The 25,761-nt window shown below is 71.9% G+C and carries 21 protein-coding genes, 4 tRNA genes, 1 other RNA gene and 2 pseudogenes; 13 read left to right on the forward strand and 15 right to left on the reverse strand.

The window, feature by feature from the left end:
- Window positions 1-163: 163 nt before the first annotated feature.
- Entirely contained in the window at window positions 164-1,024 is an 861-nt protein-coding gene (locus ACFYZL_RS28150) for a hypothetical protein (RefSeq protein ID WP_384750247.1), read from the reverse strand.
- Window positions 1,025-1,208: 184 nt separating this feature from the next.
- Between ACFYZL_RS28150 and ACFYZL_RS28155 the strand changes: the two genes are divergently transcribed.
- Together ACFYZL_RS28155 and ACFYZL_RS28160 are read left to right on the forward strand one after the other, a co-directional pair.
- Window positions 1,209-2,303, forward strand: coding sequence for a Leu/Phe/Val dehydrogenase (locus tag ACFYZL_RS28155; protein ID WP_384750244.1), 1,095 nt, complete (start codon window positions 1,209-1,211; stop codon window positions 2,301-2,303).
- Between the two features lie 290 nt (window positions 2,304-2,593).
- Entirely contained in the window at window positions 2,594-2,857 is a 264-nt protein-coding gene (locus ACFYZL_RS28160; protein ID WP_365172329.1) for a DUF3073 domain-containing protein, read from the forward strand.
- 80 nt (window positions 2,858-2,937) lie between these two features.
- Here the strand turns inward: ACFYZL_RS28160 and purM are convergent, their stop codons facing one another.
- Window positions 2,938-4,008: a phosphoribosylformylglycinamidine cyclo-ligase gene (gene purM, locus ACFYZL_RS28165; RefSeq protein ID WP_384750241.1), complete on the reverse strand. Its 1,071-nt coding sequence runs from the start codon at window positions 4,006-4,008 to the stop codon at window positions 2,938-2,940.
- Window positions 4,009-4,125: 117 nt separating this feature from the next.
- Window positions 4,126-5,643 carry an amidophosphoribosyltransferase gene (gene purF / locus ACFYZL_RS28170; protein ID WP_388682766.1) on the reverse strand — a complete coding sequence of 506 codons (1,518 nt, stop codon included), beginning with the start codon at window positions 5,641-5,643 and terminating at the stop codon, window positions 4,126-4,128.
- 159 nt (window positions 5,644-5,802) lie between these two features.
- Between purF and ACFYZL_RS28175 the strand changes: the two genes are divergently transcribed.
- Together ACFYZL_RS28175 and ACFYZL_RS28180 are read left to right on the forward strand one after the other, a co-directional pair.
- Window positions 5,803-5,898 carry a putative leader peptide gene (locus ACFYZL_RS28175; RefSeq protein ID WP_350325720.1) on the forward strand — a complete coding sequence of 32 codons (96 nt, stop codon included), beginning with the start codon at window positions 5,803-5,805 and terminating at the stop codon, window positions 5,896-5,898.
- Between the two features lie 115 nt (window positions 5,899-6,013).
- Complete coding sequence (locus ACFYZL_RS28180; protein WP_384750237.1) at window positions 6,014-7,435, forward strand: sulfatase-like hydrolase/transferase; 1,422 nt, start codon at window positions 6,014-6,016, stop codon at window positions 7,433-7,435.
- 60 nt (window positions 7,436-7,495) lie between these two features.
- Here the strand turns inward: ACFYZL_RS28180 and ACFYZL_RS28185 are convergent, their stop codons facing one another.
- The 6 genes from ACFYZL_RS28185 to purS form a co-directional block, all read right to left on the reverse strand.
- Window positions 7,496-8,296: an META domain-containing protein gene (locus tag ACFYZL_RS28185; protein WP_388682769.1), complete on the reverse strand. Its 801-nt coding sequence runs from the start codon at window positions 8,294-8,296 to the stop codon at window positions 7,496-7,498.
- A gap of 39 nt (window positions 8,297-8,335) precedes the next feature.
- Entirely contained in the window at window positions 8,336-9,127 is a 792-nt protein-coding gene (locus tag ACFYZL_RS28190) for a sterol carrier family protein (RefSeq protein WP_384750231.1), read from the reverse strand.
- Between the two features lie 9 nt (window positions 9,128-9,136).
- Window positions 9,137-9,508: a hypothetical protein gene (locus ACFYZL_RS28195; protein ID WP_388682771.1), complete on the reverse strand. Its 372-nt coding sequence runs from the start codon at window positions 9,506-9,508 to the stop codon at window positions 9,137-9,139.
- A gap of 805 nt (window positions 9,509-10,313) precedes the next feature.
- Window positions 10,314-12,563, reverse strand: coding sequence for a phosphoribosylformylglycinamidine synthase subunit PurL (gene purL, locus ACFYZL_RS28200; RefSeq protein ID WP_388682774.1), 2,250 nt, complete (start codon window positions 12,561-12,563; stop codon window positions 10,314-10,316).
- The gene (gene purQ / locus ACFYZL_RS28205; RefSeq protein ID WP_384585275.1) at window positions 12,560-13,240 is read right to left on the reverse strand and encodes a phosphoribosylformylglycinamidine synthase subunit PurQ; all 681 of its coding nucleotides are present in this window, start codon (window positions 13,238-13,240) and stop codon (window positions 12,560-12,562) included. The genes purL and purQ overlap by 4 nt, the downstream gene beginning before the upstream one ends.
- A 2-nt stretch (window positions 13,241-13,242) precedes the next feature.
- Window positions 13,243-13,488, reverse strand: coding sequence for a phosphoribosylformylglycinamidine synthase subunit PurS (gene purS, locus ACFYZL_RS28210; RefSeq protein ID WP_365172338.1), 246 nt, complete (start codon window positions 13,486-13,488; stop codon window positions 13,243-13,245).
- A 326-nt stretch (window positions 13,489-13,814) separates the two neighbouring features.
- On the opposite strand from purS, the gene ACFYZL_RS28215 reads away from it, so the two are divergent.
- From ACFYZL_RS28215 to ACFYZL_RS28250, 8 genes and pseudogenes are all read left to right on the forward strand, one after another.
- Window positions 13,815-14,132, forward strand: coding sequence for an Lsr2 family protein (locus ACFYZL_RS28215; protein WP_376657975.1), 318 nt, complete (start codon window positions 13,815-13,817; stop codon window positions 14,130-14,132).
- A gap of 88 nt (window positions 14,133-14,220) precedes the next feature.
- A tRNA-Gly gene (locus ACFYZL_RS28220) sits at window positions 14,221-14,292 on the forward strand.
- Between the two features lie 72 nt (window positions 14,293-14,364).
- Window positions 14,365-14,437: transfer RNA gene (locus ACFYZL_RS28225), tRNA-Gly, on the forward strand.
- 144 nt (window positions 14,438-14,581) lie between these two features.
- Window positions 14,582-14,689: pseudogene (locus tag ACFYZL_RS28230) on the forward strand (ABC transporter ATP-binding protein); the annotation flags it as partial.
- An 8-nt stretch (window positions 14,690-14,697) separates the two neighbouring features.
- A pseudogene (locus ACFYZL_RS28235) lies at window positions 14,698-14,923 on the forward strand (ABC transporter permease); the annotation flags it as partial.
- Between the two features lie 15 nt (window positions 14,924-14,938).
- Window positions 14,939-16,174, forward strand: coding sequence for a sensor histidine kinase (locus ACFYZL_RS28240; RefSeq protein ID WP_384750220.1), 1,236 nt, complete (start codon window positions 14,939-14,941; stop codon window positions 16,172-16,174).
- Window positions 16,171-16,782 (forward strand): response regulator, encoded by a 612-nt coding sequence (locus ACFYZL_RS28245; RefSeq protein WP_384585258.1) that lies wholly within the window; start codon window positions 16,171-16,173, stop codon window positions 16,780-16,782. Before ACFYZL_RS28240 ends, ACFYZL_RS28245 begins: the two co-directional genes overlap by 4 nt.
- A 23-nt stretch (window positions 16,783-16,805) precedes the next feature.
- Window positions 16,806-16,878: transfer RNA gene (locus ACFYZL_RS28250), tRNA-Gly, on the forward strand.
- A gap of 46 nt (window positions 16,879-16,924) precedes the next feature.
- Here ACFYZL_RS28250 and ACFYZL_RS28255 read toward each other — a convergent pair.
- The 6 genes from ACFYZL_RS28255 to ffs form a co-directional block, all read right to left on the reverse strand.
- Window positions 16,925-17,827 carry a phosphoribosylaminoimidazolesuccinocarboxamide synthase gene (locus tag ACFYZL_RS28255; protein ID WP_384750216.1) on the reverse strand — a complete coding sequence of 301 codons (903 nt, stop codon included), beginning with the start codon at window positions 17,825-17,827 and terminating at the stop codon, window positions 16,925-16,927.
- Window positions 17,828-17,996: 169 nt separating this feature from the next.
- Window positions 17,997-19,502, reverse strand: coding sequence for a N,N-dimethylformamidase beta subunit family domain-containing protein (locus tag ACFYZL_RS28260; RefSeq protein ID WP_388682779.1), 1,506 nt, complete (start codon window positions 19,500-19,502; stop codon window positions 17,997-17,999).
- 161 nt (window positions 19,503-19,663) lie between these two features.
- Entirely contained in the window at window positions 19,664-21,364 is a 1,701-nt protein-coding gene (locus ACFYZL_RS28265) for a hypothetical protein (RefSeq protein WP_384750210.1), read from the reverse strand.
- 298 nt (window positions 21,365-21,662) lie between these two features.
- Entirely contained in the window at window positions 21,663-22,916 is a 1,254-nt protein-coding gene (gene purD, locus ACFYZL_RS28270) for a phosphoribosylamine--glycine ligase (RefSeq protein WP_384750208.1), read from the reverse strand.
- Between the two features lie 60 nt (window positions 22,917-22,976).
- A complete protein-coding gene (locus ACFYZL_RS28275; RefSeq protein WP_388682782.1) occupies window positions 22,977-25,253 on the reverse strand; it encodes a DNA polymerase III subunit gamma and tau in 2,277 nt (758 codons plus the stop codon).
- A 65-nt stretch (window positions 25,254-25,318) separates the two neighbouring features.
- An RNA gene (gene ffs / locus ACFYZL_RS28280) (signal recognition particle sRNA small type) lies at window positions 25,319-25,417 on the reverse strand.
- A gap of 119 nt (window positions 25,418-25,536) precedes the next feature.
- Between ffs and ACFYZL_RS28285 the strand changes: the two genes are divergently transcribed.
- Window positions 25,537-25,621: transfer RNA gene (locus tag ACFYZL_RS28285), tRNA-Ser, on the forward strand.
- Window positions 25,622-25,761 lie beyond the last annotated feature (140 nt).

Below are 25,761 nucleotides of genomic sequence, written 5' to 3' on the forward strand. Positions count from 1 at the left end.
GGCCAATGGCCCGTATCGGGACGTAGGTCCTGGCACTACGTCCCGAATGCCATGATCAGGCCCCTGATCAGCGACTTATGGCCGATCGACCGATACGCACCGGTACGGAATGCCGTCCGCCGGCGCTCCGCGGGACCCGCGGAGCGGGGGGAATCACACACCACTAATTGGCGAACAGTCTCTCCCGGACGGCCCTCCACCGGTCCGCCAACTCCTCGTACGCCTCGGCAGCCCCTGTGGTGTCACCGGCCCGCAGTGCCGCGACCCCCGCCGCCAACTGTCCCGCGGACCGGTCCTCCGCCAGCCGCTCGGCCGGCAGCGCGTGCAGCAGTCCGCCGTAGTCCAGCTCGACCATCGACTTCGGATGGAACTCCTCCAGCCAGCTCCCGACCTCCACCAACCCCTCGGCGAGCGGCTCGTAGCCCTGGCCCTCCGCCTCCCGCAGCGTCCGCAGCGCCCGCGCGAGCCTGCGGCGGGCCTGCACCATGGGCGTCCGGTAGCGCAGCCGTTCGCCGGGCAGGTACTCCCGCTCCTCGTCGGCCACCAGCACGAACCAGCGCAGCGGGACCTGCCACACCCCCGTGCGGATCCACGGCCGGGCGTCCGGGTTCCGCTCGCGCCAGCGCTCGTACTCCTCGGCCGCCCTCGTGCGGGTCGCCGGCGGGAGCGCCGCGTCCAGGACCGGGAGCGGGAACCACTCGACCAGCTCCCGCAGCGCCAGCCAGCCGCGCAGCCGGGTCCGCCACGGGCAGACCAGCAACACCCCGTCGACCTCCGCCGTGAAGGCGTCCGCGCTCTCGTGGGCCGGCACCCCCACCACCGGGACCCGCACCAAGTCGGTGAGGGACCGGCGCAGTTCGTCCTGTGCCGTCGGGGCCGTCCCGCGCCGGGCGTAATCGGCCCAGTGCGCGCGCTCCGGCTCGGGGAAGGCCGCGAGCGGCTCGTAGACGCGCAGGTAGGAGGCGTACGGCACGGTCGGCGCCGGGCGCACGGCCGGCCGCGGGGGATCGGGGGTTTCGCTCACGTCCTCGTACTCCCCCCGGCGGCGCCGCGGTACTCCGTGCACCCCCTCGTACTCCGGGAGAGTTCCGATCCCCGGACAGGTCACCTGCGCGCGCCCGGGAGGTCTTACTCTGCTCACACGCGTTCTCCCCCACCCGCAGGGAGCGCGTGAAATCCGCCGCATCTCTTCCATGGGAGTCACCACCGTGACCGAAATGACCGACGGCGTCCTGCACACCCTGTTCCGCACGGAGCAGGGCGGACACGAGCAAGTCGTGCTGTGCCAGGACCGCGCCACCGGCCTCAAGGCCGTCATCGCCATCCACTCCACCGCCCTGGGCCCGGCCCTCGGCGGAACGCGTTTCCACGCGTACGCCTCCGACGAGGAGGCCGTCAGGGACGCGCTCAACCTCTCGCGCGGCATGTCGTACAAGAACGCCCTCGCCGGTCTCGACCTGGGCGGCGGCAAGGCCGTGATCATCGGCGATCCGGACGTCCTGAAGTCCGAGGAACTGCTCCTGGCCTACGGCCGGTTCGTGGAGTCCCTCGGCGGTCGCTACGTGACGGCCTGCGACGTCGGCACCTTCGTGGCCGACATGGACGTCGTGGCCCGCGAGACCCGCTGGGCGACCGGCCGCTCCCCCGAGAACGGCGGCGCGGGCGACTCCTCGGTGCTCACCGCCTTCGGTGTCTTCCAGGGCATGCGCGCCAGTGCCCAGCACGTGTGGGGCGACCCGACGCTGCGCGGCCGCAAGGTCGGCGTGGCCGGCGTCGGCAAGGTCGGCCACTACCTGGTCGAGCACCTCCTGGCGGACGGCGCCGAGGTCGTGATCACGGACGTGCGCGAGGAATCCGTGCAGCGGATCCTCGACAAGCACCCCGGCAAGGTCACCGCGGTCGCCGACACCGACGCGCTGATCCGCGTCGAGGGCCTGGACATCTACGCCCCCTGCGCGCTGGGCGGCGCCCTCGACGACGAGACCGTGCCGGCCCTCACCGCCCGGATCGTCTGCGGCGCGGCCAACAACCAGCTCGCCCACGCCGGCATCGAGAAGGACCTCGAGGACCGCGGGATCCTCTACGCCCCGGACTACGTCGTCAACGCGGGCGGCGTGATCCAGGTCGCCGACGAGCTGGTCGGCTTCGACTTCGACCGGTGCAAGGCCAAGGCCACGAAGATCTTCGACACCACCCTGGAGATCTTTGCTCGCGCGAAGTCGGACGGCATTCCGCCGGCCGCCGCGGCCGACCGGATCGCCGAGCAGCGGATGGCGGACGCCCGCGCCGCCCGCGCGGTCTGACCCCTTCCGGGGACCCTTCGGCGCGCCCGCCGGGGTGCGGGGAGACAGAACTCACTGCACTTCGGCGGGTCGCGGGCCAGGAAAGCGTTAAAATCGCGGTTGACCAGCGAGGACGGGGCGCCTTGTTGGTTCTGCACCGGGGCGCGTCATGCGGGCGGCGTACCGTATGGCCGCGGAAGCAGGTACCGTTAAACCCCTACGGACGGTCTCTCCACGGAGAGCCCGCTCCGAACCATGAACGCGTGTCAGACTCTGGGGCCGTCGAGCCCCGTCACCGAGGGGGTCGAGCCATGGGGCGCGGCCGGGCCAAGGCCAAGCAGACAAAGGTCGCCCGCCAGCTGAAGTACAACAGCGGCGGGACTGACCTCTCGCGTCTGGCCAATGAGCTGGGCGCATCGCCGACAGAGCCGCTGCCTATCAGCGAGCCGGTCGAAGTCGATGACGATCTGGACGACGACGACCCGTACGCCAAGTACGCGGATCTGTACAACAGCGATGACGACGAGGACGAGGACGAAGAGTCCGGTCCGTCGGCACAGCGTCGCGGCGCTTGACGCCCTCGGCGTCTGCACCAATAGAGCAAAGACCGAAACCCGGTCCCGGGCATGTGCCCAGGACCGGGTTTCAGTGCTGCTCAGCTCGCGTAGGAACCGGTGAGGGTCGCACCCTCGGTACGGTCGCCGCGGTCGAGGATCTCGCCGGCGACCCAGGCGTCGACACCCCGGTCGGCCAGCGCGGTCAGCGCCACCTCGACCGACTCCTGCGGAACGACGGCCATCATGCCGACGCCCATGTTCAGGGTCTTCTCCAGCTCCAGCTGCTCCACCTGACCGGCCTTGCCGACCAGGTCGAAGATCGCGCCCGGGGCCCAGGTCGTGCGGTCGACCGTGGCGTGGAGGTGGTCCGGGATCACCCGGGCCAGGTTCGCCGCGAGGCCGCCGCCGGTGATGTGCGAGAAGGCGTGGACCTCGGCCGTACGGGTGAGGGCCAGGCAGTCCAGCGAGTAGATCTTGGTGGGCTCCAGCAGTTCCTCGCCGAGGGTCCGACCGAGCTCCGCGATCTCCTGCTCCAGGGACATCCCGGCGCGGTCGAAGAGCACGTGGCGAACCAGCGAGTACCCGTTCGAGTGAAGGCCGGACGAAGCCATCGCGATGACGGCGTCCCCCGTACGGATACGATCCGCGCCCAGCAGCCGGTCGTACTCGACGACACCGGTGCCGGCGCCCGCCACGTCGAAGTCGTCCGGGCCCAGCAGGCCCGGGTGCTCGGCGGTCTCGCCGCCGACCAGAGCGGTTCCGGCGAGGACGCAGCCCTCGGCGATGCCCTTGACGATGGCCGCGACACGCTCGGGGTGGACCTTGCCGACGCAGATGTAGTCGGTCATGAAGAGCGGCTCGGCGCCGCAGACCACGATGTCGTCCATGACCATCGCGACCAGGTCGTGGCCGATCGTGTCGTACACGCCCATCTGGCGGGCGATGTCGACCTTCGTGCCGACGCCGTCGGTGGCGGACGCGAGCAGCGGGCGCTCGTAGCGCTTGAGGGCGGAGGCGTCGAAGAGGCCGGCGAAACCGCCGAGGCCGCCGAGGACCTCGGGGCGCTGCGTCTTCTTCACCCACTCCTTCATCAGCTCGACGGCGCGGTCTCCCGCTTCGATGTCGACGCCGGCGGCTGCGTAGCTGGCACCGGTGGTCTTCTCTGTCATGACAGGCGAGAGCTTTCGTGTCGTTGCTGCGTGTGGTGCCGGCTCCCGGGAGAAGCCTCAAAGGCGGGTCCGGCGCAGGTGGAGCCGGGCCGGCCCGGTGAGGGCCGGCCCACGGACCTACGGGCGACGGAGCGCGTCGGCGGCGTCCGTGCCGCCGGCCAGCTCGTTCTCCAGCAGCTGCTTGCCCAGGAGCTGCGGGTCGGGCAGCTCCATCGGGTACTCGCCGTCGAAGCAGGCACGGCAGAGGTTGGGCTTCTGGATGGTCGTCGCCTCGATCATCGCGTCGAGCGAGATGTAGGAGAGCGAGTCAGCGCCGAGCGACGTGGCGATCTCGTCGACCGTCATGCCGTTGGCGATCAGCTCGGCCCGGGTGGCGAAGTCGATGCCGAAGAAGCACGGCCACTTCACCGGCGGCGAGGAGATCCGGATGTGGACCTCGGCCGCGCCGGCCTCGCGGAGCATCTTCACGAGGGCGCGCTGGGTGTTGCCGCGGACGATCGAGTCGTCGACGACCACCAGGCGCTTGCCCCGGATGACTTCCTTGAGGGGGTTGAGCTTGAGGCGGATGCCGAGCTGGCGGATCGTCTGCGAGGGCTGGATGAAGGTCCGGCCCACGTAGGCGTTCTTGACCAGGCCGGAGCCGTACGGGATCCCGCTGGCCTCGGCGTACCCGACGGCGGCGGGCGTACCCGACTCCGGCGTCGCTATGACCAGGTCGGCTTCGACCGGGGCTTCCTTGGCCAGGCGGCGGCCCATCTCGACACGCGAGAGGTACACGTTCCGGCCGGCGATGTCGGTGTCCGGGCGCGCCAGGTAGACGTACTCGAACACACAGCCCTTGGGCTTCGCTTCCGCGAATCGGGAGGTGCGCAGACCGTTCTCGTCGATCGCGATGAGCTCGCCCGGCTCGACCTCGCGGACGAAGCTGGCGCCGCAGATGTCGAGGGCGGCGGTCTCACTCGCGACCACCCAGCCGCGCTCCAGGCGGCCGAGGACCAGCGGGCGGATGCCCTGCGGGTCACGGGCGGTGTAGAGGGTCCCCTCGTCCATGAAGACGAGCGAGAAGGCGCCCTTGACCTGAGGCAGGACCTTGGCGGCCGACTCCTCGATGGTCAGGGGCTTGCCCTCCTCGTCGGTCTGGCCGGCGAGGAGGGCGGTCACGAGGTCGGTGTCATTGGTGGCGGCCACCTGGGTGGCACGGCCGTCCTGACGCGGGAGGTCGGCGACCATCTCGGCGAGCTCGGCGGTGTTCACCAAGTTGCCGTTGTGACCCAGGGCAATGGAGCCGTGGGCGGTCGCCCGGAAAGTGGGCTGAGCGTTCTCCCAGACGGAGGCGCCGGTGGTCGAGTAGCGGGCGTGACCGACCGCGATATGACCTTGGAGCGAACCGAGGGAGGTTTCGTCGAAGACCTGGGAAACAAGTCCCATGTCCTTGAAGACGAGGATCTGGGAACCGTTGCTCACAGCGATTCCCGCGGACTCTTGTCCGCGGTGCTGCAATGCATACAGTCCGAAGTAGGTGAGCTTGGCGACCTCTTCACCCGGAGCCCAGACACCGAAGACGCCGCAAGCGTCCTGGGGGCCCTTTTCGCCGGGGAGCAGGTCGTGGTTGAGTCGTCCATCACCACGAGGCACGACACCGAGTGTAGGCGAGATCGACCACTGGTCCGAATTCGCGACGGCCGGGAAATGTCACAGCACAGAGGGTGACCGGACACTTCGCTTTGGGTGGCGTCTCGGCATCCGGATGCCCTTGTTGACATCTACAAGCGCATTCGTACAGGCTCTCGACCCATGCAGCCTCTCGGTGACCGTTCCGTCACCCTCGTCGAGCGCCGCCACGTAGACCTGGTCCGTGTCGCGAGCGCCATCTGTCGCTGTTCTGCGTAGCCACAACTCTTTCTCCCCCTTTCACATTTCCGTCCCGCCCAGCCCTGCCCCGCCGTGCCGCGCGCCGTCCCGCGCCCGCCCGGGGCGGGCCGGCGGGCCGCGCCTTGGAGTACCTGTGTCTTCGTATGAATCCAGCCTGTCCCGCCGCGCCTTCGGCGGCGCCGTCGGAGTGACCGCGGCCACCGCCGCCGTGGGCCTCGGGGCGGCTCCGGCCTCCGCCGCGGCCCAGGACGCCGGCGACCGGGAGCGGGAGTTCCGGGCCGCGCGCGGGCGGCAGTCGAAGCGCCCCAACGTCCTGTTCATCCTCGGGGACGACCTCGGCTGGGCCGACCTGTCCTCGTACGGGTCACCGCACATCAAGACCCCGAACCTGGACCGCCTCGCCCGCCAGGGCGTCCGCTTCACCGACGCCTACTCCGGCTCCGCGACCTGCTCCCCCACCCGGTTCAGCCTGTACACCGGCCGCTACCCGGGCCGCACCAAGGGCGGGCTGGCCGAGCCGATCGCCGACAAGTCGGCGGGCCTGGAGCCGACGCATCCGACGCTGGCCTCGCTGCTGAAGGAATCCGGCTACGCCACCGCGCTGATCGGCAAGTGGCACGCGGGCTACCTGCCCGACTACAGCCCCACCAAGTCCGGCTGGGACGAGTTCTTCGGCAACTTCGGCGGGGCGCTGGAGTACTACTCCAAGCTGGGTCTGGGCGGCGAGTACGACCTCTACGAGGGCGACGCCGAGTACAAGGACCTGCGCTACTACACGCGGATCATCACCGAGCGGGCGAGCGAGTACGTCTCCCGCGACCACGGCGGCAAGCCGTGGCTGCTGAACCTCAACTTCACCACCCCGCACTGGCCGTGGATCGCCGACGGGGACACCGAGCAGAGCGCCGAGATCGTCCGGCGGATCAAGGCGGGCGACGGGCGCGCGCTGTGGCACCAGGACGGCGGCTCGGTCGAGAAGTACAAGGAGATGGTCGAGGACCTGGACCGCTCCATCGGCGAGGTGCTGCGCGCCCTCGACCGCTCGGGGCAGGCCCGCGACACCATCGTGGTCTTCTCCAGCGACAACGGCGGCGAGCGCTTCTCCTACAACTGGCCGCTCTCCGGCAACAAGGCCTCGCTGCAGGAGGGCGGGATCCGGGTGCCGAACATCGTGCGCTGGCCCGCGCGCCTGGACGGCGGCCAGGTCAGCCACGTCCCGGTCTTCAGCCCGGACTGGACGGCGACCCTGCTGGAGCTGGCCGGGACCCGGCCGAACCGGGCGTACCCGCTGGACGGGGTCAGCCTGGCCGGATACCTGCTGCGCGGCGAGGAGGTAGCCGAGCGGAACCTGTTCTGGCGGGTGCGCGGGGAGCGGGCGCTGCGCCGCGGCGACTGGAAGTACTACCGCGGCAAGTCCGGCCGCGACCAGCTGTTCAACCTCGCCGGGGACATCCGGGAGCAGGCCGACAAGGCCGCCGTGGAGCCGGCCCGGCTGGCGGAGCTGAAGGCCGCCTGGGAGAAGACGGACGCGGGCCTGCTGCCCTACCCGGGCTGACCTGGGGGCGCGGGACCGGGGGAACCGGGCGCGGGACCGGGGGACCCGCGCCCGGCGCCGTCACTCCGCGGCGGAGGCCGCCCTCGCCGTGAGGCCGTTGCCGTCGGGGGCGACGAGGGTGAGGGTGCGCTCCTGGATCCGCCAGGTGAGCGGGCCGCTGCCGAACAGGTCGGTCAGCGCCCGCTCCACCGCACCCACCTGGCCCTCGCAGGCCATCCGGGTGGAGGTGAGCGGTCCGAACGTGAGGGTGGATCCCTCGACGGTGGCCTTGGCACTGAAGCGGTTGCAGCCGAGGCTGCCGGCCGCGGTGCCGTCGGTGATCGTGAAGACGGCCTTGCCCGCCGCCTCCGGGGGCAGCGAGGTCACCGTGGCGCCGTTGACCGTGGCGTCGACGGTCCACTGGGTGGCCGCGAGCGGGGCGTCCACCGCCGGGGGCTTCGGGGTCATGGCGATGGTGCTCCCGTCCGCGGTCTTCAGGGTGAGCCGGTCGGGGCCGCGGTCGATGGTCAGGCGGCCCTTGAAGAGTTTGGCGAACTGCGTCTCGAAGTCCTGGTCCGCGCAGCTCATCAGGGTCGTGGCGCCGGGGGTGACGGTCATGGAGGAGGTCCCGTCGAGCACGACCTGAGCCGTGAAACCGTTGCAGCCGTAGCTGCCCGTGGCCTTGTCGTGCCCGATGTCCACCCGGGCGGACTCGGGCCCGTGCACGGTCCGGCCCCCGCTGGTCAGGGACTCGACCGACCAGGACCCCACGACCTCGGGGAGCGGGGCGGCGCGGCCCTCCTCGGCCCGGCCGCAGCCGGTCAGGGCGAGTGCGAGGGCCGCGAGGGCCGCCGTGGCGTGGACGTACCGGTATCTACGCATGCCCCTGGGACGGGGCGGGCCCGCAGCCGGTTCCACGGGTCAGCTCATGAGCGGCAGCAGCGCCGAGAGATCCGCCCGCTCGCCGCTCGCGCGGACCCGCGCGGCGTCCAGGGCCTCGGCCCATCCCGTACGGCCCGTCGCGAGCCGGAGCCAGGTCAGCGGGTCGGTCTCGACCACGTTCGGCGGGGTGCCGCGGGTGTGGCGGGGCCCCTCGATGCACTGGACCACCGCGAACGGCGGCACCCGTACCTCGACCGAGCCGCCCGGCGCCTTGAGCGCGAGGGCGTCGGCGAGCAGCCGGGTGCAGGCGGCGAGGGCCTGCCGGTCGATCGGGACGTCCAGCCCGGTGGCCCGGTTCAGGTCGTCGGTGTGGACCACCAGCTCGACGGTCCGGGTGACCAGGAAGTCGGCGAGGGTCATGTCGCCGATCCACAGCTCCAACACCCGGCTGCCCGGGTTGGCCGCCAGCTGCTCCGCCAGCCGGGCGCCCGCCCGTTCGTAGAGCTCGGGGAGCGGGGCACCGGTGAGGGTCTCCCGGGCCGCCTCGGAGATCTTCCCGGCGAGGGAGGCGGTGGCGAAGGGCCATTCGGAGACGGTCAGCTCGGGAACGGCCGCCGGCGGCCGGGAGAGGCCGGCGGCCAGCGAGTCGGCGATCCACGCGACGTGGGCGCAGAGTTCGGCCACGGACCACTCCCCGAGCCCGCTGGGCAGCGCCAGCTGCTCGGGGCCCAACTCGTCCACGGCTGCGGCGACGTGCCCGAACTGGGCGGTCACGGCCGCGCGGATCTTCGCGGGGTCGTAGGTGCGCTGCTTCTTCCTGGCGGGCGGCATCCTCCGACCCTACTCGGAGGGGGGAAGCACGAGGTCCGTGCAGCCGCGCCGCGCGGCCACGTCCTGTGCGTACGCCGTGAACAGCGCGCCGAGACGGGGCCCGAGCACGGACTTGAAGCGGAAGGGGACGGCGGCGGTGACGGTGGCCGTGCGCCCCTGGCAGGTCATCGAGCCGTGGAGCACCTCCCCCACGCGTCCGGCCTTCCCGGGGATCACCGGATCGGGGGTGTGCAGGCCGGGGACGGCGACGGCCGCCGCGTCGTCCCCGAAGTACGCACGGGTCCGCAGCCACCAGGGGGAGTACCTCAGGCTGCCGATGACCTCCTCCCGTTCCTCCGTGGTGAGCAGGCGGAGCACCCGCTCGGTGCCCTCCCGGCTCATCGCCGGCAGACAGCCCTCCGGCCCCCTCCGCGGCCCGGCGGGCGATACGGGCCAGGACCGGGCGGTCCCCGGCCTCGTGCGCGGTGCTCGGAGACCGCGCCGTCACGATCAGCGAGGTCGTGCCGGACTTCGCGGGCTGCTCGCAGCGGGCCACGACGGTGACGTCGTCGGGCCCGTAGTCACCGAGGGCCCCGTCCCCCAGCGGCATCCGGTCCGGCTCCTCGGTCCGCGCGGCCGCGTCGTCCCGCGAGCGGTGGGTCCGGAACGGGCCGGTGCGCCAGGCGTCGTCGGTGAGGTGCAGGTCGCGTGCCTGTGGAAGTCCCTTCAGGGAGAGCGTGAACTGGCTGTACGTGCGGTCCTTGCCGTCCCGTTCCACCACCCGGCTCAGCGCGCAGCCGTCCGGGATCGTCTCGAAGTCGACGGTGCCGGCGTCCCTGCCGCCGAGCACCACCCGGTCGGCGCCACCGTCCAACTCCATGACCGCATGCGGGTCCACGAGCCCGGCGCACGCCGTGGTGATCAGCGCCCGGGAGGCCTCGCGGTCCTGGTGGGTCCCGTACGCGTCGAGCAGCGCCCAGCCGCCGAAGGCGACGTCGCCGATGCCGACGAACAGCACCGCGGCGTTGAACGCGTTGCGCCGGCGACCGCGGTCCGGGAGCGGGCCCCCGCGTGACGGCCCCAGTGGTTCGAACATCCCCGACCCCCCGTTCGTACGGCTCCGACCGATCGCGCCGAGGCCAACAACGCGACGGGCCCCCGGCCGGAGGGAATCCGGCCGGGGGCCCGTCGACGGGCGGAGCGGGGATCAGGCCAGCAGGGCCGGGATCGTCGCCTCGTGGGCCTCGCGGAGCTCGGCCAGCGGGAGGGTGAACTCGCCCTGGACCTCGATCTCCTCGCCGTCCACCACGCCGATGCGGGTGGCCGTCAGACCCCGCGCACCGCACATGTCGGTGAAGCGGAGCTCCTCGCTGCGCGGGACCGACACGATGGCGCGGCCCGCGGACTCGGAGAACAGGAAGGTGAACGCGTCCAGGCCCTCCGGGACCACCACGCGCGCACCGTTGCCGCCCTTGAGGCAGGACTCGGTGAGCGCCTGGATCACGCCGCCGTCCGACAGGTCGTGCGCGGCGTCGATCATGCCGTCGCGGGAGGCTGAGATCAGGATCTCGCCGAGCAGCTTCTCGCGGCCCAGGTCCACCTTCGGCGGCATGCCGCCCAGGTGGTCGTGGACGACCTGCGACCAGGCCGAGCCGCCGAACTCCTCGGCCGTGTCGCCCAGCAGGTACAGCAGCTGGCCGGCCTCCGAGAACGCCATCGGCGTACGGCGGTTGACGTCGTCGATCACGCCGAGGACCGCCACGACCGGGGTCGGGTGGATCGCGACGTCACCGGTCTGGTTGTAGAGCGAGACGTTGCCGCCGGTCACCGGGGTGCCCAGCTCCAGGCAGCCGTCGGCGAGGCCGCGGGTGGCCTCCGCGAACTGCCACATGACGTCCGGGTCCTCGGGGGAACCGAAGTTCAGGCAGTCGGAGATGGCCAGCGGCTTGGCGCCGGTCGCGGCCACGTTGCGGTACGACTCGGCCAGCGCCAGCTGCGCGCCCGTGTACGGGTCGAGCTTGGCGTAGCGGCCGTTGCCGTCGGTGGCCATGGCGACGCCGAGGTTGGACTCCTCGTCGATGCGGACCATGCCCGCGTCCTCGGGCTGCGACAGGACGGTGTTGCCCTGCACGAAGCGGTCGTACTGGTCGGTGACCCACGACTTCGAGGCCTGGTTCGGGGAGGAGACCAGGGCCAGGACCTGCGCGCGCAGCTCCTCGGAGGTCTGCGGGCGGGGCAGCAGGCCCGCGTCGTCGGCCTGGAGGGCGTCCTGCCAGGAGGGACGGGCGTACGGGCGGTTGTAGACCGGGCCCTCGTGGGCGACGGTGCCCGGGGGCACGTCCACGATCTGCTCGCCGTGCCAGAAGATCTCCAGGCGCTCGCCCTCGGTCACCTCACCGATGACGGTGGCGATGACGTCCCACTTCTCGCAGATCTCCATGAAGCGCTCGACGTGCTGCGGCTCGACGATCGCGCACATGCGCTCCTGCGACTCGCTCATGAGGATTTCCTCGGGCGAGAGCGTCGCGTCGCGCAGCGGGACGGTGTCCAGCTCGACCCGCATGCCGCCGGAACCGGCGGAGGCCAGCTCGGAGGTCGCGCAGGAGAGCCCGGCGCCGCCGAGGTCCTGGATGCCCGCGACCAGCTTCTCCTTGAAAATCTCCAGGGTGCACTCGATGAGGAGCTTCTCCTGGAAGGGGTCGCCGACCTGGACGGCGGGGCGCTTGGTGGGCTTGGTGTCGTCGAAGGTCTCGGACGCGAGGACCGAGACGCCGCCGATGCCGTCGCCGCCCGTGCGGGCGCCGTAGAGGATGACCTTGTTGCCAGGACCGGAGGCCTTGGCGAGGTGGATGTCCTCGTGCTTCATCACGCCGATGCAGCCGGCGTTGACCAGCGGGTTGCCCTGGTAGCACTCGTCGAAGACGACCTCGCCACCGATGTTGGGCAGGCCCAGGCAGTTGCCGTAGCCGCCGATGCCCGCGACGACGCCCGGCAGGACGCGCTTGGTGTCGGGGTGGTCGGCGGCGCCGAAGCGCAGCGGGTCCACGACCGCGACCGGGCGGGCGCCCATCGCGAGGATGTCGCGGACGATGCCGCCGATGCCGGTGGCCGCGCCCTGGTAGGGCTCGATGTACGAGGGGTGGTTGTGCGACTCGACCTTGAAGGTGACCGCGTACCCCTGGCCGACGTCGACGACGCCGGCGTTCTCACCGATGCCGACGAGCATGGCGTCGTTCTCGGGGGTCTTCTCGCCGAACTGGCGCAGGTGGACCTTGCTGCTCTTGTACGAGCAGTGCTCGGACCACATGACCGAGTACATGGCCAGCTCGGCGCCGGTGGGCCGGCGGCCGAGGATCTCGCGGATCCGGGCGTACTCGTCCTCCTTGAGGCCGAGCTCCTTCCAGGGCTGGGAGGCGTCCGGGGTCTCGGTGGCGTTCTTGACGGTGTCGAGGCTCATGCGCTGACCAGCTTCTTCAGGACCGAGGTGAAGAACGGGAGGCCGTCGGTGCGGCCCGTCCCGATCAGCGGCTCGACCGCGTGCTCGGGGTGGGGCATGAGGCCGACGACGTTGCCCGCGGCGTTGGTGATGCCGGCGATGTCGCGCAGCGAACCGTTGGGGTTCACGTCCAGGTAGCGGAAGGCCACTCGGCCTTCGGCCTCCAGTTCGTCGAGCGTGCGCTCGTCGGCGACGTAACGGCCGTCCATGTTCTTGAGCGGTACGGAGATCTCCTGGCCGGCGGTGTAGTCGCCGGTCCACGCGGTCTCCGCGTTCTCCACCCGCAGTTTCTGGTCGCGGCAGATGAAGTGCAGGTGGTTGTTGCGGAGCATCGCCCCCGGCAGCAGGTGGGCCTCGGTGAGGACCTGGAAGCCGTTGCAGATGCCGAGGACGGGCATGCCGCCCTTGGCCTGCTCGATGATGGTCTCCATCACCGGCGAGAAGCGGGAGATGGCCCCGGCGCGCAGGTAGTCCCCGTAGGAGAAGCCGCCCGCGAGGACGACCGCGTCGACCTGGTGCAGGTCTTTGTCGCGGTGCCAGAGCGAGACCGGCTCGGCCCCCGCGAGGCGGACGGCGCGCAGCGAGTCACGGTCGTCGAGCGTTCCGGGGAACGTGACGACACCGATGCGAGTGGTCACCGTCAGGCCTCGACCTTCACGGTGAAGTCTTCGATGACGGTGTTGGCGAGGAACGTTTCGGCCATCTTGTGGATGCGGTCGAGGGCGGCCTGGTCGACCGGTCCCTCCACCTCCAGTTCGAAACGCTTCCCCTGGCGGACGTCGGCGATCCCCGCGAAGCCCAGGCGCGGCAGTGCACGCTGCACCGCCTGGCCCTGGGGGTCGAGGATCTCCGGCTTGAGCATGACGTCGACTACGACGCGTGCCACTGGCACTCCCGATGAGGTGGTTGGTGCAAGGCGGTTCCCTCAGCGTACCCGGCCAAAATTTCTACGCGGGTAGATATCGAGAGGGCATGATCACCGACCCGTTTCGGCTTCACCAACGCTTCGCAAAATCCGCCGGAAAAACACGCGCCCGGCATTGCGGCGGGACACGCGGAGAGAATTAACTGGGCTTCGCAATGCAATGGGAATCGCGGTACAAAGGAATCAGCCAGGATTCCTGTTCAAAGACGCATTGCCCCGAAACATCCACACAGGCGACATCGCCGCACGTCAGCGCGTGGCACGTCGCACCGAAGGGACCGATATCCGTGGCGCAGCGCGTAGTGGTCACGCTCTCCGATGACATCGATGGCGGAGAAGCGGCGGAGACGGTCGTGTTCGCTCTGGACGGAAAGTCCTACGAGATCGACCTCAATGTGGCGAACGCAAAGAAACTGCGGAAGAGCCTGGCCCCCTTCGTGGCCGCCGGCCGCCGTCAGTCCCGCTCGGGGAAGGTGTTCAAGCACACGTCCATCGCCCCCGACCCCGCGGTCGTCCGGGCCTGGGCCCGCGCCAACCAGTTCGAGGTCCCGCCGCGCGGCCGCATCCCGAAGAAGATCTACGAGGCCTACAACGCCGCGCACTGAGGGCCGATTTGCCATCCACCCCCATGGATCGGCTAGAGTCTGGATCACGCCGAGGGGCCAGGCCGAAAGGCAAGACCCCGAAGGTCGTGCGGGTGTAGTTCAGTAGCAGAACATCCCTCTTCCAGAGGGAAGGCGCAGTGTGCGATCCCTGTCACCCGCTCTGTATCGCTTTCCGACCACCTCGGTGGATCGGGTAGAGTGATGCACGTACTGCCCCGGCAGTGCACTGCTTGCGGACGTAGCTCAGTTGGTAGAGCACCACCTTGCCAAGGTGGATGTCGCGCGTTCGAGTCGCGTCGTCCGCTCTGTATGAAGAAGGCCCCGATCATTGCGATCGGGGCCTTCTTCGTATTTCCGCCGCTTCTCGGGGCGGCCGTCCTGACAAATGTCATGCCGGGCCGTGACAGCGCGCACTACCGGCTCCGTGCGGGCGCCGCGAGGCTTGATCCATGACCACCGACACAGTGATCCGGGCGGAGGGCCTGCGCCGCCGCGGCTACGCCGGGGGCTTCGAGGCCGTACGGGGCGTCTCCTTCTCCGTGGCGCGGGCCGAGGTCCGTCCGCCGGCTCGGGGCTCTTCGTACCGGTGGACACGCTGCCGGACCTGCCGGCCTCCGTGTGCGAACTCCTGCCGCCGAGCGGGGTGATGGCCCTGGTGAGGGCCGGTTGGAGCGGCGGCGCGGAGGGCACGGACCCGGTGGGGGCCCGGGCTGGGGGCGCTGGCCTGGACCGTGATCACCGTGTTTGCTGTCCAGCGGTGGTTCCGCCGGGAACCGCGGCGCCGAGGCTGATCGGGGGACGGGAACGTGTCGAAGCTGACCGGGTGGTGGAAGAACCGCGGCAGTGCGGCGAAGGTCGAGCTCTACACGCGCTGGTCCTTCCACTTCTTCGTGCTCCTGGAGATCCTGTCCTTCGGACTGGCCGCCTTCGCGGGCCAGAACAACCACACGCCCCGACCCCTGGGGCTCATGGCCTTCCTGGTGGTCTGCGCGCACTCCGTCATCGTCGGCTTCCTCTCCTCCCGGGCCCTGGACTTCGTCACCGGCCGGCGCGAGAGGCCGGTCGGGCTCGCGGCCCTGGTGACGGCCCTCACCACCGCAGCCGTCCTGCTCTTCCTGTGCCTGCGCCGGTTCGGCGCGCTCGACGAGTCCGCCGCGCCGGGACTGGTGGTGGGGGTGAGCTGCTTCGGCTGCGGATCCCTCGTCCTCTGCATGGAGAAGGTCCGGCACATGAAGTACGTTCCCCCGCTCGCGGCCTCCGGGACCACGGTGGTCGTCGCCGCACTGGGCCTGCCGCTGGAAGAGGTCATCGGGTACTTCGTCGTGGTCCTGGTGTGCTGCGCCTTCCTCGCCTTCACCTGCGGGTTCTCCGGATGGCTGCTGCGCACGGTCCATGAACTCGACCGCGCCCGGGAGGTCCAGGCACAGCTCGCGGTGGCCGAGGAGCGGCTGCGCTTCGGGCGGGACCTGCACGACGTGATGGGCCGCAACCTGGCGGTGATCGCCCTCAAGAGCGAGCTCGCGGTGCAGCTGGCCCGGCGTGAACGGCCCGAGGCCGTGGACCAGATGATCGAGGTCCAGCGGATCGCCCGGGAATCGCAGCGCGAGGTCCGGGACGTCGTGCGCGGCTACCGGGAGGCTGACCTCGCTGTGGAACTGGAGGGCGCCCGCGGGGTGCTGACCGCCGCCGGGATGGACTGCCGGGTCGACTTCGAGGCCGGCCCCCCGCTGCCGGCCGAGGTGCAGTCCGCGCTCGGCTGGGTGGTGCGGGAGGCGACGACGAACGTACTGCGGCACGGGGACGCGCAGAGCTGCGTGATCCGGCTCACCGCCTCCGAGGAGGGCTCCGTGACCTTGGTCGTGGAGAACGACGGGGCCCCCGAGGTCCCCGCCGGACCGCCCGGATCGGGACTGGCCGGGCTGCGCGAGCGGCTCGCCGCCCTGGACGGGACCCTGCGGGCCGGGCCCGTGGACGGCGGCCGGTTCCGGCTTCACGCCGAGATACCCGGATCGCGAACCGAACGACTGGAGGCGTGGGCATGAGCCCCGTACGCGTACTGCTCGCCGACGACGAGCACCTGATCCGGGGCGCGCTCGCGGCGCTGCTCTCGCTGGAGGACGACCTGCTGGTCGTCGCCGAGGCGGCCTCGGGGCCCGAGGCGCTCGCCATGGCGCGGGCGCACCGGCCGGACGTGGCGGTGCTCGACCTGCAGATGCCGGGGGCGGACGGTGTGAGCGTCGCCACAACCCTGCGGGCCGAACTGCCCGACTGCAAAGTCATGATCGTGACCAGTCACGGTCGTCCGGGGCACCTGAAGCGGGCCTTGGCGGCGGGGGTCCGGGCCTTCACGCCGAAGACCGTTTCGGCGCAGCGGCTGGCGGAGCTGATCCGTACCGTGCACACCGGAGGACGTTACGTGGACCCGGAGTTGGCGGCCGACGCGATCAGCGCGGGGGACTCCCCGCTGACCGCCCGCGAGGCGGAGGTGCTGGAGCTCGCGGCGGACGGGGCGCCGATCGCGGAGATCGCGGAGCGGGCCTCGCTGTCCCAGGGGACGGTGCGGAACTACCTGTCCTCGGCGGCGACGAAACTGGGCGCGGAGAACCGACACACGGCAGTGCGTCTCGCTCGGCGCCGAGGTTGGGTATAGTTGCTCTCGCGCTACGGCGCAGTGCGGACATAGCTCAGTTGGTAGAGCACCACCTTGCCAAGGTGGATGTCGCGCGTTCGAGTCGCGTTGTCCGCTCAGAACGAAGAAGGCCCCGATCGGTGATCGGGGCCTTCTTCGTCGTTCAGGACCAGGTCAGGCCGGTCAGGCGCTCGTACGCCTCGATGTACTTGGCGCGCGTCTGCGCGACGACCTGCGTCGGGAGGGCCGGCGGCGGGAGTTCGCCCTTCGGGTCCCAGCCGGAGGCCGGGGAGGCCAGCCAGTCGCGGACGTACTGCTTGTCGAACGAGGGCTGCGAGCGACCCGGCTCCCACTGGTCCGCGGGCCAGAAGCGGGAGGAGTCCGGGGTCAGCACCTCGTCGGCGGCGATGAGCGTGCCGTCCGCGTCGAAGCCGAACTCGAACTTGGTGTCGGCCAGGATGATCCCGCGCTCGCGGGCGATGTCGCGGGCGCGGCCGTATACGGCCAGGGTGGTCTGGCGCAGCAGCGCGGCCGTCTCGGCACCGGTGGTGCGCGCGACCTCCTCGTACGAGACGTTCTCGTCGTGCTCGCCGACCTCGGCCTTGGCGGCCGGGGTGAAAATGGGGCCGGGCAGCTCGGAGCCGTCCACGAGGCCCTCGGGGAGGCCGAGACCGCAGACCGTGCGGGTCTGCACGTACTCGGCGAGGCCGGAGCCGGTGAGATAGCCGCGGGCCACGCACTCGACGGGGACCATGTCGAGGTTCTTGCAGATCAGGGTGCGGCCGGCCCAGTCCTCGGGGGCTCCGGCGGGCAGCTCGGTGGAGATGACGTGGTTCGGGACGAGGTCCGCGAGCTGGTCGAACCACCACAGGGACAGCTGGGTGAGCACGCGCCCCTTGTCCGGGATCTCGGTCGGCAGGACCCAGTCGAAGGCGGACATGCGGTCGCTGGCGACCATGACGAGACGGCCGTCCTCGTCGCGGTAGAGGTCTCGCACCTTCCCGGTGTGGAGGTGGACGAGGCCGGGCACCTGCGCCGGCTCAGGTTTTTCGACGAATCCGGACACGGGGTCTCCCTGTGGTTCTGTACGAGCGCGGGTCCATTCTCGCGTACCGGGACCCGCTCGCCGGCCAGGGGGTGTCCGGCTCGGGAGGTGTCTTGCGGATCGGGCCGGATCAGGGAGCGGCCCCGGACGTCGCGGGCCCGGCCCGATCCGCAGGAGACCCCCCAACTGGTCAGTCCCTCTTGCAGATGCGGTCGAGGAGGTTGGCGGTGGCCCGCTGCACGCGCTCGTCGACGTGCCCGGGGCGGTCCAGGGCGGGGGACCAGGCGAAGGTGCCGGAGGCGAAGACCAGCGCGCCGCTGGGGGCCCGGTACAGGGAGGTCTCCTGGTGGCGGCGATGGCCCTCGGTGTCGAGGTACGGGGAGTGCGCGAGCAGGATCCGGTCCTGGTGCACGGGGAGCTGGGTGCGCGGGAAGTAGCGGTCGGCCTCGCCCGCGACCAGGCCGGGCAGCTCGTCGTTCTCGCCGGCTCCGGTGGAGTCCCAGAGCCAGTGCGAGGCGTTGCGCACGATCAGGGGTGCGGGCTCGGGGACCCGGCCCGCGTACTGGATGCCCAGCAACTGCTGCTCGGGGCGGTCCACTTCGCGCCAGAGGCTGGGGCGGCCGGGACCGCGGCGTTTTCGGCAGGTGAGGAGCCGGTCGTCGATCCCGGAGGGGGAGGGGCCGAGCTCGACCTGCCAGTACATGGTGTTGGCGGAGAGGAAGACGAGCGAGGTGCCGTTGTCGCGGGCGCGCTCGACCGTGCGGCGCATGGGACCCGACCAGTACTCGTCGTGGCCGGGGAAGACCAGGCCGCGGTAGCGGCTGGGGTCGACGCGGCCGGCGTGCAGGTCGCGGGTGTCGGCGTAGGCGAGGTCGTAGCCGTAGCGCTCGGCCCAGCGGATGAAGTCGTAGGCGTGGCCGACGTGCAGGGGCAGGCCCGCGCCCGCGTAGGGGCGGTCGAAGGACACGGTGATGGCCGCGTCCTGCTCGCCGAGGAGACGGCCCTCGTCGTCCCACGCGTGGTAGAGGCTGGCGCCGGTGCGGCCGTCCTCCGGGTAGAGGTTGTAGGCCTGCCAGGTGATGTCGGGGAGCAGCAGGAGCAGGTCCGCGGGGTGGTCGTCGCGGACCGTGAAGGGGATGTGGGAGCGGTAGCCGTCGGCGGTGGTGAGGACGGCCACGTAGGCGCCGATGCTCCAGTACGAGGGCACCTGGAGGCGCCAGGAGAGCCACCAGTGGTGGCAGGAGACGGTCCGGTCGGCGGTGAGCGGGGCCGGTTGGACGATGCCGGAGAGCCGCGGACTGGTGGTGATCTTCGAAGCGCCGTCGCCGCCGTAGTGGCCGATCCGGTAGACGTCGACGGAGAACTGCTGGGGCGGGTCGACGGTGATGTGGAAGTCGATGGCCTCGCCGGGGGCGACGGCTCCGGTGGAGGCGAAGCCCTTGATCTGGCGGTGCACGTCGTCGGCGGTGAGCGGGCCGCCGGTGCCGCGGGCACGGGGGATCCGGCCGGCGCCGGTGCCGGAGGCCGCGCCCGCCACCGCCGCGGCCGGGTCCACGTACCAGGGGACGACGTGGCCGGTGTCGTCGAAGTAGAGCTCGCTGCCCCGGAACCAGGGCAGGGGGCCCTGTCCGAAGGGGTCGTTCACCGCGTGCGCGAGCGCACCTGACTCCCAGCGTCGGATCTGGTCGGCACCCATGTGTCCGCTCCCCTCCCTCGCTCCCCCACACGTGCAAGCATCGAGCCGGTCCCAGCACATCACATAACGCACTCAGTCCGTCACCGTTCGTCGCGAATTGACGTGACCGGAACATCGAAATCCGCTTGTGCGTGCGATCCGTGGCCCGTCAGGGCACTCCTTCAGACGAGTCGGACGGGCTTCTCGGGCCGTACGCCGAATTCCGCGAGCCAGTTCCGCAGGGGCTCCGGGTCTCCGTCCTCGACCAGGCACAGCACGAGCGGCGCCAGGTCGGAGCAGCGGGCACCGTCGACGAGCAGCACCGGGCCGTCCAGCCAGTCGAGGCCGGGAGCCGCCCCCGCCGAGTCCACGGCGGCGCAGCACACCATCGCGGTGACGTGGTCGGCCAGCAGGTCCCGCCCGGTGCGCGGCGGCTGGAGCGGGAACAGCGGTACGCAGTCCCCGCCCTGCTCCTTCGCGGTCCGGGGGCGCGCGGCCCCCGCGTCCCGCTCCTCGCGGGCCAGGTCCCCGCTGAGCCGCCCGGCCAGCGCCTCGCCGGCCGCACCGCTGCCCGAGGGATCGGTGAGGTGGCCGAGCACCCGCTCCAGGGTGGGCCCGGCGAAGCCGTCCCCGGCGGGTGCCGGGGAGGCGGGCGCCGCGGAGGCGGAGGCGCCGACGGCGGCCGTGCCCGGGAGCGCCGGGACGGCCAGGGCGTCCAGCGCGGCGTGCAGCCGGGCCGCCTCGGTGCGCCACTTCCGGTCCACGACCTCTTCCGGATACGCCGACCAGTCCACCGGGGACCAGTCCGGCCCGGCCTCGGCCGGACCACCGTGGAAGAGCCGGGCGGCCAGCAGGGAGGCCGCCTCGTCGACGACTCCGGGGCGCTCCAGCAGATCGCAGGCGGGGCGCTCGCCGAGCCGCGACGTGAACCCGTCGGCCAGCCGGTCCCGCCGGGACAGCTCGGTCAGCGCGGAGACCACCCCCGCGTCGAGGTGCGCGGGCCAGCGGCCCATCCGCCAGGCGGGCAGCGCGACCCGGGTCAGCAGCCGGTCCCAGCCCGCGTAGGCGAGGCCGACCTGCTCCTGGGCGACGATGCGCAGCCCGTAGTCCACACCCTGTGCGCGGTCCGAGGCGGCCGCGGCCACCCCGCGCTCCATCTCGGCGGCGTCCACCCGGCACAGCCGCAGCAGCAGCCGGGCGCCGGCGGCGATCCAACCGAGGCCGCGGCGGTTGCCCACGTCCACGGCGGCGTCCAGTCCGCGGACGAAACCGCGGGCGTCGGCTATGTCGGGGTGCGCGGAAGGTCCCGTGCCGGCGACGACCGGCGCGAGCACCGCCCGCAGTTCGGCGACCCGCATCCACCACAGGAACGGCGAGCCGATCACCAGCACCGGTGCGGCGCCCGGTTCCGTCTCCGGGCCCGTGGGTCCGCCGCCGGCGGACGTGCGCGTGCCGCCCTGGCGGTGCGCCGCGTGGGAGCGGTCCTCCAGCCAGCTGTCGCAGTCCGGGGTCAGGGCTATCGCGGAGGGCGCGGGGACGTCCATCCGGTCGGCCAGGTCCCGTACGAGCCGGTAGAGGTCGGGCGCGGAGCCCTCCGGGAGCGGCACGGTGGGCGTGACGGCGGGGCTCGCCCTCAGCACCACGGCGGCGAAGATCCCGCCGACGAGCAGCACCAGGGCGGCGACCACGCAGACGACGAGGGTCACCACGGGCCAGGGGTCACCGGCCAGCCGGCCCGTCATCCGGGCGCTCACCAGCACCACCGCGAGGGCGGCGGGCAGCAGCCCGAGGGCCAGGGCCGTACTGCGCACGCGCAGCACGGCCAGGGCTCGGGAACGCGCGGACGGCGCGCTCACTTCCACGATCGAACCGGTTCCGGACACGGCCGGACCTCACCCCCTCTGCCCTGCGGCGACGTTGCTCACTCCCCCACTGTGACACCCGCCACCGACATCGCAATGCCGGTGGGCCAAGTGCCGGAATGCTTGGCATCGCACCCTAGTTGGGGCTCGTCCGGGCGTCAGGCAGACCGGGTGAGATCACCCGATGGAATGGCTTTGGGTAAAGCTGGGTGCGTTCGAACGCGGCCGGATGCACTCGTACGCGAACACGCCCGCGGGCCCGGGCGCGGGGTGTGCGCTCCGGGCCCGCGGGTTCGCGCAGCCACTGGTCAGCAGGGGCTCAGCCGTTGCGAGCCGCCTTGGCGGCGATGTCCGTACGGTGCTGGGATCCGTCCAGCCGGATCCGCGCCACGGCCTTATACGCCTTCTCGCGGGCCTGTGCCAGGTCGGAACCGGTCGCCGTCACCGACAGGACGCGGCCGCCCGCGCTGACGACGGCGTCGCCCTCGCGGCGGGTGCCGGCGTGCAGCACGTACGCGTCGGGTCCGTCCTCGGCGGCCACCTCGGCGAGGCCCTCGATCGGGTCCCCGGTGCGGGGGGTGTCCGGGTAGTTGTGGGAGGCGATGACCACCGTCACGGCGGCGTCCTCGCTCCAGCGCAGCTCGGCCTGGGTGTCCAGGGTGCCGTTGGCCGCGTTCAGCAGCACGCCCGCGAGCGGGGTGCGCAGCCGGGCCAGGACCACCTGGGTCTCGGGGTCGCCGAAGCGGGCGTTGAACTCGATGACCCGTACGCCGCGGCTCGTGAGCGCGAGGCCCGCGTACAGCAGGCCGGAGAAGGGGGTGCCGCGGCGGCGGAGCTCGTCGACGGTCGGCTGGAGCACGCTCGCCATGACCTCGTCGACCAGCTTCGGGTCGGCCCAGGGCAGCGGGGAGTAGGCGCCCATGCCACCGGTGTTGGGGCCCTCGTCGCCGTCGAGCGCGCGCTTGAAGTCCTGCGCGGGCTGGAGCGGGAGCACGGTGACGCCGTCGGTGATGGCGAAGAGGGAGACCTCGGGGCCGTCGAGGTACTCCTCGATGACCACGCGGTCGCAGGCCAGCGCGTGGTCGCGGGCGGCGGCGAGGTCCTCGGTGACCACGACGCCCTTGCCGGCCGCGAGGCCGTCGTCCTTGACGACGTACGGGGCGCCGAAGGCGTCGAGGGCCGCGTCCACCTCTTCCGGGGTGGTGCACAGGTAGCTGCGCGCGGTCGGGACGCCGGCCGCGGCCATCACGTCCTTCGCGAAGGCCTTGGAGCCCTCCAGCTGCGCGGCCTCGCCGGACGGGCCGAAGACGGGGATGCCGGCCGCGCGGACGGCGTCGCCGACTCCGGCGACCAGCGGGGCCTCCGGGCCGACGACGACCAGGGTGGCGTCGAGCTCGGTGGCGAGGCGCGCCACGGCGTCGCCGTCGAGGGGGTCGACGTCCCGCAGCTCGGCCACTTCCGCGATCCCCGCGTTACCGGGGGCGCAGTACAGCGCGGAGACGTCGGGGTCGAGGGACAGAGAGCGGCACAGGGCATGTTCGCGGGCGCCGCCGCCGATGACGAGGACCTTCACGCCATGAAGCGTAGCCCGCGCTCCGGATTCCCTTTCGTGCGGCCACCCAATGGGATGCCCCTACTCGTTCGTGTATTCCTCCACAACGGTGGCTCCGAGCTCGCGCACGATGAGGTCGTGTCCGGTCAGCGCGCTCTCGACGAGGTCCGGGTCGTCGTCCTCCGCGAAGTCGTCCTCGGGGGCGACGGGCGGGGGCGCCTGCTGCGCGGGCGGCTGCGACGCGGGGGCGGACTGCTGGGGCGGCTGGTACTGCGGCTGCTGCGGGGCGGGGGCGTGCGCGGGGGCCTGCGCCTGCGCCGGGGCCTGGTACGGAGCCTGGGCCTGCGGGGCGGCGGGCGGCGGGCTGTAGGCGGGCGCGGGCGGAGCCGAGTACCCGGCCTGGGGGGCGGGCTGGCCGCCTCCGCCGCCCACCACGGCGTCGATCTTCCAGTTGACCTGGAACTGCTCGGCCAGGACCGACTTGAGCACGTCCTCGCTGCCGCTGCTCGCGAAGTTGTCGCGGGCTCCGGGGTTGGGGAAGCCGAGCTGGAGCGTGGTTCCGTCGAAGCCGGTGACCTGGGCGTTCTGGCTGAGCAGGATCCAGGTGAAGCGGCGGCGGTTCTTGACGGCCTCCAGGATGCCCGGCCACATCGCCTGGACCTGGCCGGCTCCGGCGGCCATCCCGGGGGACGGCGGGGCCGCGGGGGCCACGGCGGTGGGCGCCGGCGCGGCGGGGGCGGCCTGGGCAGCCGCGGGGATCCCCTGGCCGGGCGCGGCCGCACTCGGCCAGGCCCCTGCGGCCGGGGCACCCTGTCCGGCACCGGCACCGGCACCCGCACCGGCACCTGCTCCGGGCCAGGCGCCCGGGGCCGGGGCCGGGGTCGCGACCGGGGGCTGCGCCGCCGCGGGGACGCCCTGACCGGGCGCGGCCGCGGTCGGCCAGGCCCCTGCGGCGGGGGCGGCGGCGGGCGGCGCCGCCGGCTCGGGCGCTCGTACCGGCTCGGGAACCGCGACGGGCGGGGCGACGGGCGGCGGGACCTGCGCGGGAGCCTGTTGGGGCGCCTGGGCCTGTACGGCGGCACGCGCGGCGGCGACGCCCCCGCCCGGCCCGACGGGCGCCATGCCGTGCGCCTCGGGCGCGGGTACGTAGCCCATGGCGGGCGCCATGCCGGGCGGCGGCCCGGCGGCGAAGGCGGCGGCACCGCTGCGCTCCAGGCGGTCGAGCCGTGCCTGGAGGGACCGCTCGTCGTCGAAGGCGGCCGGCAGCAGCACGCGGGCGCAGATCAGCTCCAGCTGCAGCCGCGGCGAGGTCGTGCCGCGCATCTCGGTCAGGCCGGTGTTGACCAGATCGGCGGCGCGCGACAGCTCGGCGGCCCCGAAGACGGACGCCTGGGCCTGCATCCGCTCCACGACATCGGCGGGGGCGTCGATCAGCCCCTTCTCCCCGGCGTCGGGCACGGCGGCCAGGATCACGAGGTCGCGCAGCCGCTCCAGCAGGTCGGAGACGAAGCGCCGGGGGTCGTTCCCGCCCTCCACCACGCGGTCGACGACCTCGAAGGCGGCGGCACCGTCCCCCGAGGCGAACGCGTCGATGACGGAGTCGAGCAGCGCGCCCTCCGTGTAGCCGAGCAGGGAGGTGGCCATGGCATACGTCACACCCTCCTCACCCGCACCGGCCAGCAGCTGGTCCATGACGGACATCGAGTCACGCACGGATCCGGCGCCGGCGCGCACGACGAGCGGCAGCACGCCGTCCTCGACCTGGGCGCCCTCGCGCCCGCAGACCTCACCGAGGTAGTCCCGCAGCGTGCCGGGCGGCACGAGCCGGAAGGGGTAGTGGTGCGTCCTGGACCGGATGGTCCCGATGACCTTCTCGGGCTCGGTGGTGGCGAAGATGAACTTGAGGTGCTCCGGCGGCTCCTCGACCACCTTCAGCAGGGCGTTGAAGCCCGCCGAGGTGACCATGTGGGCCTCGTCGATGATGTAGATCTTGTACCGGCTGGACGCGGGCCCGAAGAAGGCCTTTTCCCGCAGGTCACGGGCATCGTCCACACCGCCGTGGGAGGCGGCGTCGATCTCGATGACGTCAATGGACCCCGGCCCGTTCCTGGCGAGGTCGCGGCAGGACTGGCACTCCCCGCACGGGTCCGGAGTGGGACCCTGCTCACAGTTCAGGCACCTGGCGAGGATGCGCGCGCTGGTCGTCTTTCCACAGCCGCGCGGCCCGCTGAACAGGTACGCGTGATTGACCCGGTTGTTCCGCAGGGCCTGCATCAGCGGGGCAGTGACATGCTCCTGCCCGATGACCTCGGCGAACGACTCGGGGCGATAGCGGCGGTACAGCGCAAGGGACGACACGTCTACGAGGTTATCCGGGCCCACCGACAACGGCGGCCCGCCGACGCCCCCGGACCCGCCCCGGAACGCAAAGCGCCCCCCACGCACCCGCCAGAGCCCACTTACCCTTGCTGCCTTCCGGCCCTGGGGGAGTTGGGTGAGATAGCGCCACGTGAGGGGCTGCGCCCACCCTAGCGGATGGAAGCCCCCGGAATCGAGCCGGACCCCGCCCCGACCCCGGTCCGCTCCTCCGCCCGACGATCACGTTCGCGAGCACCCCTCAACGTCTTGTATTGTTTGCGGCGGAGGATTCGCCTAGTGGCCTAGGGCGCACGCTTGGAAAGCGTGTTGGGGGCAACCCCTCACGAGTTCGAATCTCGTATCCTCCGCAGTCGCCTGACAAGGCGAAACGAAGACCCCGGACCGCTTCAGCGGCCGGGGTCTTCGGCGTTTCCTGGTCTCATGTGCGGTCTCACTTGTTCCCGACATTCATGACATGTAGGGCGTATGTCGAGAGCGTCGGCGATCG

Source organism: Streptomyces sp. NPDC001717 (assembly GCF_042892775.1).
Classification (GTDB): Bacteria; Actinomycetota; Actinomycetes; order Streptomycetales; family Streptomycetaceae; genus Streptomyces.